Annotated in this window: 5 protein-coding genes; all 5 read right to left on the bottom strand. The window is 64.9% G+C overall.

What is annotated here, in order from left to right:
* Window positions 1-108: 108 nt before the first annotated feature.
* A complete protein-coding gene (locus tag KF724_11390) occupies window positions 109-3,090 on the bottom strand; it encodes a DEAD/DEAH box helicase family protein (GenBank protein ID MBX3356286.1) in 2,982 nt (993 codons plus the stop codon).
* Window positions 3,087-4,166: a virulence RhuM family protein gene (locus KF724_11395; protein MBX3356287.1), complete on the bottom strand. Its 1,080-nt coding sequence runs from the start codon at window positions 4,164-4,166 to the stop codon at window positions 3,087-3,089. Before KF724_11395 ends, KF724_11390 begins: the two co-directional genes overlap by 4 nt.
* A gap of 2 nt (window positions 4,167-4,168) precedes the next feature.
* Complete coding sequence (locus KF724_11400; GenBank protein ID MBX3356288.1) at window positions 4,169-6,193, bottom strand: site-specific DNA-methyltransferase; 2,025 nt, start codon at window positions 6,191-6,193, stop codon at window positions 4,169-4,171.
* Between the two features lie 14 nt (window positions 6,194-6,207).
* Complete coding sequence (locus KF724_11405; protein ID MBX3356289.1) at window positions 6,208-6,966, bottom strand: DUF4391 domain-containing protein; 759 nt, start codon at window positions 6,964-6,966, stop codon at window positions 6,208-6,210.
* Window positions 6,967-6,976: 10 nt separating this feature from the next.
* On the bottom strand, window positions 6,977-7,855 hold an 879-nt coding region (locus tag KF724_11410; protein MBX3356290.1), incomplete at its 5' end, for a hypothetical protein.

A 7,855-nucleotide genomic window follows, 5' to 3' on the forward strand; every position in this document is an offset into this window, starting at 1 on the left:
GTGCATTCGCAGCACGAAGAGTCTGGTCGGCGGCGGGCCTCGCAGCGGACCGTCCGCTGGAACCGGATGCTCGGCACACATCGAACTCTCGCACCTGTTTCGGAATGCTCATCGCGGTTGCTCCAGAACATCGTTCACGGAGCTTGCCACAACATAGCGAGCAGGCGCCTCTCGAACCTCCAGTGCCTTGAAGTGCTCCCGCCCGCACTGGATCTTGGCCTGCTCCATTGGCCGCAGCGCATCGCTGAAGAGTGCCGTGCCCTTGGTCTCGACGACGAAGTACAGGCGCTCCTCGCCCTCCTGCTCCACGAGCACCGCCCAGTCCGGGTTGTAGCTGCCCAGCGGCGTCGGCACGGTGAACCATCCCGGCAACTTGGCGTAGACCTTGATGGCCCCGTTCTTCTCGAGCTGGTCGCCAAATGTGCGCTCGGCGTCCGAGTCGTAGATCACCTGCTCGTACACGGCCTTGGTGGCGTTCAGCAGGTTCTTGAGATAGCCGGTCAGTTCCTCCTGCTCGAACAGCTCCTGCGCGTAGTAGTGCTCGTCGCCCAAGCGCTGGTACTTGATGCCGTCCACCACGGCCAGCCGCTTGCACCGGTTGATGGCCTCGGCGGTCAGCTCGATGAAGGCCTGCGGGTTGCGCTTGAAGTCGTCGAGCCGCCGGCTGCCGCTCAGGATGCGCTGGATGCTGCGCCGCGTGAGCTGGGTGCGGTCCTGCAGGTCGGTCAGCAGATCGGGCAGTTCGATATCGGCTTCGTCGAGCACCACCGTTGCGGCGCCTTCCCGCTCGGTGGCCTCAACGCCGGCCTTGCCGATGGCGATGTCGGCCTTGCGCCATTGCAGGCGCGTCTTCGGGATCGCGGGCGCCTGCTGCACCGCGCGAATGCAGCTCTCGATCAGCTTCTCGTTGTCGAACTGCACCCGGTAGGTGGTCTTGTGCTTGATGCGGTCCCACAGCGCCTTGAACTCCTCACTATGGAGCACCGCCTGGCGGGGACGCACCTGGCGCCGTTCGTCGGCGTTCCTGATCTCCAGCCGCCCGGCCAGCTTCTTCAGCACGGCGGTGATCTGGTCGAGCTGCGCGGCGAAGGGCTCGGGAACGGTCAGCGTGCCGTCCTTCAGCGCCTGCTTGAGTGAATCCTGCACCTTGCCTCCGGCGTCGATGTGACCCGCCGCCTTGAGGTGCCCCCAGAGAGCCTGCGACTTCTCCACGCCGAGCGGCGCCGCGCTCCCGTCGGGATGAGCGACCGTAACGCCGGCAAACTGGTGCGGTTCGACGACACCGAAGCGGATGCCGGTGTCCTGCTCGATCTCCTTCTGCAGGTTCTCGGCGAACTGCTCGTAGCTCTCCATCGCCACCACGGTCAGCGTGTTCACCTCGAAGCCGCGCACGCGCTCACCCTGCTGGTTGACGCATAGGCGCAGGCCGCGGCCGATGGTCTGGCGCCGCTCGCGCTCGGTCTGGATGTCGCGCAGGGTGCAGATCTGGAAGACATTGGGGTTGTCCCAGCCTTCCTTGAGCGCCGAGTGGGAGAAGATGAACTTGAGCGGCGTGTCGAAGCCGAGCAGCTTCTCCTTCTCCTTCATGATCAGGTTGTAGGCGCGTTCGGCGCTGTCGCGGTTGGTCTGGTTGTTCTCGGCGGTGTCGGTCCAACCGCCCTTCCTGTCGATGGAGAAGTAGCCGTTGTGCACCTCCTCGGCGGCACGGCTGAGGTCAACTTCCGCAAACAGCGTGCGGTAGTCGGGCAGGTTTGCCGCGCGGCGGTACTCCTCCTCGAAGATGCGCGCGTAGTCACCCTTCACCGGGTTGCCGTCGGTGTCGTAGGCGCGGTACTTCGCCACCTCGTCGATGAAGAAGAGCGACAGCACCTTGATGCCCTGTGGGCGCAGCCGCTTCTCCTTGTCGAGGTGCTCGCGAATGGTGCGACGGATCATCTCGCGCTGCACGGCCAGAGCGTCCACATCGCCCCAGGCCTGCCCGGGCTTCAGGCACTGCTCGCCGCCGGGCACGCGCAGCTCCATGTACTCATGGCCCTTGGCCACGCGGATTTCGCCAATGCGGCAGTCGGCGTAGAGGGCGCGGCCGGTGGTCTGCTCCAGGTTGTCGCCGTCCTGCACGGTGACTTCCTGCCGACGCACCGCGCCGCTGGCGGACTGCATGTCGAGCTCGACCCGCGCGCTGATCGTGCCCTTGTTGTTGCTGACCGAGACCAGCCGCACAAAGGGCTTGTTGTGCGCGTCCTCGACCGTGGCCGAGGCCACCTCGATCTGCTTCACCAGCCGCCTTTCGTAGGCGTCCACTGCGTCGAGGCGGTAGACCATGTGGTGCTTGTCCACATGGGTGGCTGAGTAGCGCAGCGTGCAGAGGGGGTTCATCGCGTCGAGCGCTGCCTTGCCTTGGCCCTGGAGGCCGCCGTCCACGCTCTGCGGCTCGTCGACGATGACGATGGGCCGCGTCGCCTTGATCAGGTCGATGGGCTTTTCGCCGCCGGTCTTCTCGCTGTCCTTGTAGAGGTTGTTGACATCCTTCTTGTTGATGGCGCCAACCGTGACCACCATGATCTGGATGCTGGCGCTGGTGGCGAAGTTGCGCACCTGGCCGAGCTTGGCCGAGTCGTACAGGAAGTAGTCGAAGGGCACGCCCGCATACAGCCCCTTGAAGTGCTCCTCGGTGATCTGCAGCGACTTGTACACACCCTCCTTGATCGCCACCGATGGCACCACGATGACGAACTTGGTGAAGCCGTAGCGCTTGTTCAGCTCGAAGATGGTGCGCAGGTAGACATAGGTCTTGCCGGTGCCGGTCTCCATCTCGACGGTGAAGTCACCGGAGGCGAGCGTGCCGGACGGGGGCAGGCCATGGCGAAGCTGGATGTCACCGAGGTTCTTCAGCAGCTCGTCGTCCAGCAGCGTCAAGCGGTTGCCCACGCCGAGGTCGCTCTCGGCGAAGGCCAGCGCCTGCTGGCCGCCGACGGCGTGCTGCGTGACGGTGAAATCGGTGCGGCAGATCTCCTGCCCGCGGAAGAGGTCGCAGACCGCCTCGATGGCCTGGAGCTGGTAGTCGAGGTTGGGTTCGAAGTGCAGCTTCACTCGGCTGATCCGTTCTTCCGGCCCCTCTTCTGCCGGCTCGTCTGAGGCGAGGGAAGGCGCTTCGCCGCAGACTCAAGCGCAGCCTTCCTCGCACGCTCTCCTTCAGCTTCGGCCAACTCGCGACGGCGGGCAGCGAACGCGTCGTATTCGGCTTCGTCGCGGGCATCGGCGTCCGCCTTGCTGATGCCGCCCTTATCGGTCAGGACGCGCCGCTCGTTGAAGGCAAGGAACTCGTCGAGCTTCCGCTCCCAGTCGCCCAGGAACACCTGGCGGCGACGCCTGGCCTGATCCTCGGCGAAGTCCAGCCACATCACGACGATCCGGTTGAGGCCATCGATCTCGTCCGAGCTCAGGTAGTTCTTCGCCACCGTCACATCGGCCTTTCGGACCACCTCGCCCTTCCAGCTCGTCAGCCCCATGTTGGGGCGGGAGTGGTCGGCCCGCTTGGCGATCAGCTCAGGAGCAGTCCTGCCGGTGGCGGCGAAGTGCAGCTTGTTCTGGATCGTCTGGAAGAACTCCGTGGTCCCGCGGCTGCCGGAGTCGTAGTCGCCGGCAAGGGCGAAGATCTCCCGGACGCGCAGGTACATCCGCCGCTCGCTTGCGCGAATGTCGCGGATGCGTTCAAGCAGCTCGTCGAAGTAGTCAGGGGCACTCGACCCCTCGACGGGCGGGTTCCGGAGCCGCTCGTCGTCCATCGCGAAACCCTTCACCAGGTACTCGCGCAGCCGCTCGGTGGCCCAGCGGCGGAACTGGATGCCTCGCTCGGACCGGACGCGGTATCCCACGGCCAGGATGGCGTCCAGGTTGTAGTGCTTCACCGAACGACGGACCTCGCGCGCGCCCTCCTGTCGAACTTGTAAGTACTCCTTACAGGTTGCCGCCTCGTCGATCTCGCCCTCCTCGTAGAGAGCCTTGAGGTGCAGCGTGATGTTCTGTGGGGTCGTCTGGAACAGGTCTGCCATCAGCGCCTGGCTGAGCCAGAGCGTCTCCCCAGCAAAGCGGCACTCGATTCGGGTGCGCCCGTCGTCGGTCTGGTAGAGGACGATCTCGCCGGGTGGCTCTTCCGGGGTCGACATGGCTACAGGCTCCGCACCGTGGTGAGGCCGTGCTGGTTCAGGATCGCGGCGAGGTTGGTCTTGGCCACATCGTCGGCGAAGGAGCTGTCGCGGAAGACGCAGGTGGTGTCGCCCGCCGGGGCGAGCGCCTGGTGCCAAGCCACGATGCCCTGCGCCAGCGGCTCCACCTCGTCGCGGGGGATCTGCGTGGCGAGGCAGGCCAGCAGCACGCCGCCGCCGATGCTGTGGACGGCCTTACCGGCGATGGTCTTGGTTTCGATCGGGACGCAGAGGTCGAGGCCGAGCTTGAGCAGCAGCTCGTAGAGGATGTCCTGCTCCGTGCGGTCGGCCTTCAGGTGCTCCGTGTGGTCGTGCAGGGTCTTGTCGAGATTGTCGCGGTCCGGCTCCCACGCGCGGATGTTGCTGGAGTCCAGCTTGAAGACGCGGAAGCCGAGGTCGCCCGCGAACATGGGGTTCTCGTCCTTGATCTTCTTCGCCGCGCGGCGGAGGCGCTCCTTGGTCAGCTCGGCGATATTGCGAGGCTTGCCGAGCTTGTCGCAAAGCGCCGCTCCAGCTTTCTGTGCGTTGTACGAAGGGTCCAACGGTTCCGGCAGCTGCACGCATATATAACGGCGAGCCTGTGAGTCCAGTGAGTTCTGTTGCATGACCGCCTGCGCAGTCGCGCCGGAGCCCGCAAAGAGATCCATCACGATGTCATCGCCGCTTGTTCCGAGAAGAACACAGGTGCGCAGGAAGTCGATCGACTTTGGGAAGTCAAACACCTCCCCAGGGAGCAATTCCTTGAGGGCGCGCTTTCCGGTGTCGGTTGAGAACTCGCCGCCAATCCAGAACGACTTGGGCTTTGAGGTGCGCTCAACAGCACCCTCGTCGTCCTCGTCTTCTTCAGGTTCGTCATCGATGGCGATAGATGTGTCCAGGTAAACGCGATGCTCCACATCCAGCCGACCAGTTCTGCCAGAGCGCTTAGGATGCATCCAGTCCAAGTGCTTTCGCACCTTGTCAATGCCCCACCGCCAACGACCTTTAGTCCCATCTCCGCGAATTGGGAGAATCTCGGCGTCACTCGGCGTCATCCGCTCAAGCGCTACTCGCCCGGATCTCTCATCCCAATAGATGGGAAAGCACATGTTCGGTCGGTCCTCGCGCTTGTCCGGCCCACCGCGCTTTCTTAGATCTCGAAGCGCGTACTTGTTGCCCTTCTCGTCCGCGTACTTGAAGGCGGCCTTCTGTTCATCCGTCAACGGAAGCCCGTTCGAAATGAATTCCGGACCGGCATAGATAACCACGTACTCGTGGCAGGCTGCGACGTGCTTCTTGTCGTTTCGGCCCTTCATGTTGTTCACGACACAGACCGTGGCGACGAAGTTCTCTTCACCGAAGACTTCGTTGGCAACCATCCGAAAGTTGGTGAGCTCGCGGTCGTCGATGGAGATGAACACGACACCGTCCCTGCAAAGCATCGCTCGGGTCCACTTCAGGCGCGGCAACATCATGTTGAGCCAGTCGGTGTGAAAGCGTCCGCTGGCCTCGGTGTTACTGCTGATCTTGCGCCCGCCCTCCACCTGCCCGGTCAGCTCCAGGTAGTTCCTGATGTTGTCATGGAAGTTGTCCGGATACACGAAGTCCTTGCCGGTGTTGTACGGTGGATCGATGTAGATGAGCTTCACCTTGCCGGCGTAGCTCTTCTGCAGGAGCTTCAGCACCTCCAGGTTGTCGCCCTCGATCATCAGGTTCTGCGTGGTGTCCCAATCCACGCTGTCTTCGGGGCATGGACGCAGCGTGCCAGTCGAGGGTGTGAGCGCGAGCTGCCGGGCGCGGCGCTTGCCGTGCCAGTTGAGGCCGTACTTCTCGTCGGCGTCGGTGACGGTCTTGTCGCCCACCAGCGCCTTCAGCACATCTACATTCACGGCTGCGCCGTCCGGCCCCTCGGTGACCAGTTCGGGGAACAGCGCCTTGAGCCGCTCGATATTCTCGGCGACAAGGTCGGGGCTCCTGGTCTCGGGGTCGGTGGCGGTCAGCTTCTTCATCGGGTCCTCGTTCTTTATAGTCTTTCGATCGCGGCGGTCCAGGCGGCCTCGGCGCGCTTCAGTTCCAGGTTCAGTGCGACCTGCCGGGGCACCTGCTTCTCCTTCGCGGCGGCCGCTCGCAATCGAGCGATCTCGGCGTCGAGCCGGGCGCACTCGCGCAGCGCCTCGCGCCTCGTTGCGGCCTGATCTGGCGAGGTGGCCACCGCAAAGACGCCCGTCACCCGGGCGGCGTGCAGAGCCATCAGCGTATCGATCCAGCCTTGGTAGAGCTGGTGCAGGTCGGCCCGCGGCTGACGAGCCAGCGAGAGCGCCTCCTGGAACGGAGATAGCCGCCCGCCTGAATCCGAGTCCGTGAGCGTGGCCGCGACCAGATCGCCGTCCAGCACCGTGGCCCCCGCCTGCCCCTGCGACCGACGCTTGTGGGCCAACGAGAGCGTGAGGCGAGCGCCCTCGGCCACCAGCAGGAACACCGGATAGGGCACCGCACGGTGGATCAGCTCGGCGAGCCGGTCCGACTTTGCCTCCGCACGGAGAGTCGCGCTCAGCACGGCAATCTCCAGGTACTCGCGAACCTCGTCGCGCAAGGCTGGCATGCCGATGGTGGTGGGCTTGAGCGCCGCCACCCACTGCACTTCTTCGATGCCCTCGTTGATGCGCCGCTTGTCCGCGGCCGTCGGCGCACCGTGCTCCACCAGCAGTGTCTTGGGCACGCGGCGGTCCACCCGTGCGCCGGGGGGTATCTCGAGGGCGGCGATGAGATCGGCTGCGGTCATACGACGGCGTTCACGCGATCGCCTCCGGCAGGATCACCAGGAAGGCCATCACTTCAAAGTCGTCCATCCCGGCGAACTCGCCCGCCAGCGCGTGCGTGCCGCCCGGCGCAAACAGGCTTGCGACCGCCCGTTCCTCGGTCTTGCCCACCACCGAGCCGATGGCGGCGGCGAGCAGGCGCTGGGCGTGGCGCATGTCTTCGCAATGCCTGGTGGCCTTGTCGAAGCGGGCGCAGGCCGCAGCGTCGGGCAGGTCGCGGCCCACGCACAGGCGCTTCAGCCGGTCGAGGATCTGCTTGGCCTGCGGGAACGGCAGCAGCACGGCGCCGTCGTCGCCGACATGCACGAGGTAGTGGGGGCTCAGCGGGTAGCCCGGTTCGAAGGCGCGCGTGGCGGCCGCACCTTCCGCCCGCAGGCAGAAGATGATGCCCGGCGGGATCTCGGCCTCGGTGGTGGTGGTGACAGCCATCGTGCCGAGTGGCAGGGATTCGAGCACGCCGGGGTTCGCGCGCAGGTACTCGGCCAGGTCGATGCGGAAGTCCGTGAGCGTCAAGTCCGCGATGGAGACGCCGGTGGAGAGGTCCTCCAGGTCGATGACGGCATCCTGTAGCTTGAGCAACTGCTTGCGGCGGTACTCGAGGTCGTTCATCGGGTTGCCCGACTGCTGCTCGATCAGGTTCTCCTCGCCGGTGGCGGAGATGTCGAGCAGCACCATGCGGCCGCTCACCCGCTGTTCCAGGTTGATGTACTCCTCCAGCTCCATGTTGGGCCAGAAGTTGACCAGTTGGATGCGTTCGTTGGGTGACCCGAGGCGGTCGATGCGGCCGAAGCGCTGAATGATGCGCACCGGGTTCCAGTGGATGTCGTAGTTGATCAGCCAGTCGCAGTCCTG

Source organism: Phycisphaeraceae bacterium, assembly GCA_019636735.1.
Classification (GTDB): domain Bacteria; phylum Planctomycetota; class Phycisphaerae; order Phycisphaerales; family SM1A02; genus VGXK01.

Excerpts from the sequence above, each read along its gene's own strand:
- KF724_11395 (MBX3356287.1), bottom strand. The coding sequence starts at position 4,166 with ATGTCGACCCCGGAAGAGCCACCCGGCGAGATCGTCCTCTACCAGACC.
- KF724_11405 (MBX3356289.1), bottom strand. The coding sequence starts at position 6,966 with ATGACCGCAGCCGATCTCATCGCCGCCCTCGAGATACCCCCCGGCGCA.
- KF724_11400 (MBX3356288.1), bottom strand. The coding sequence starts at position 6,193 with ATGAAGAAGCTGACCGCCACCGACCCCGAGACCAGGAGCCCCGACCTT.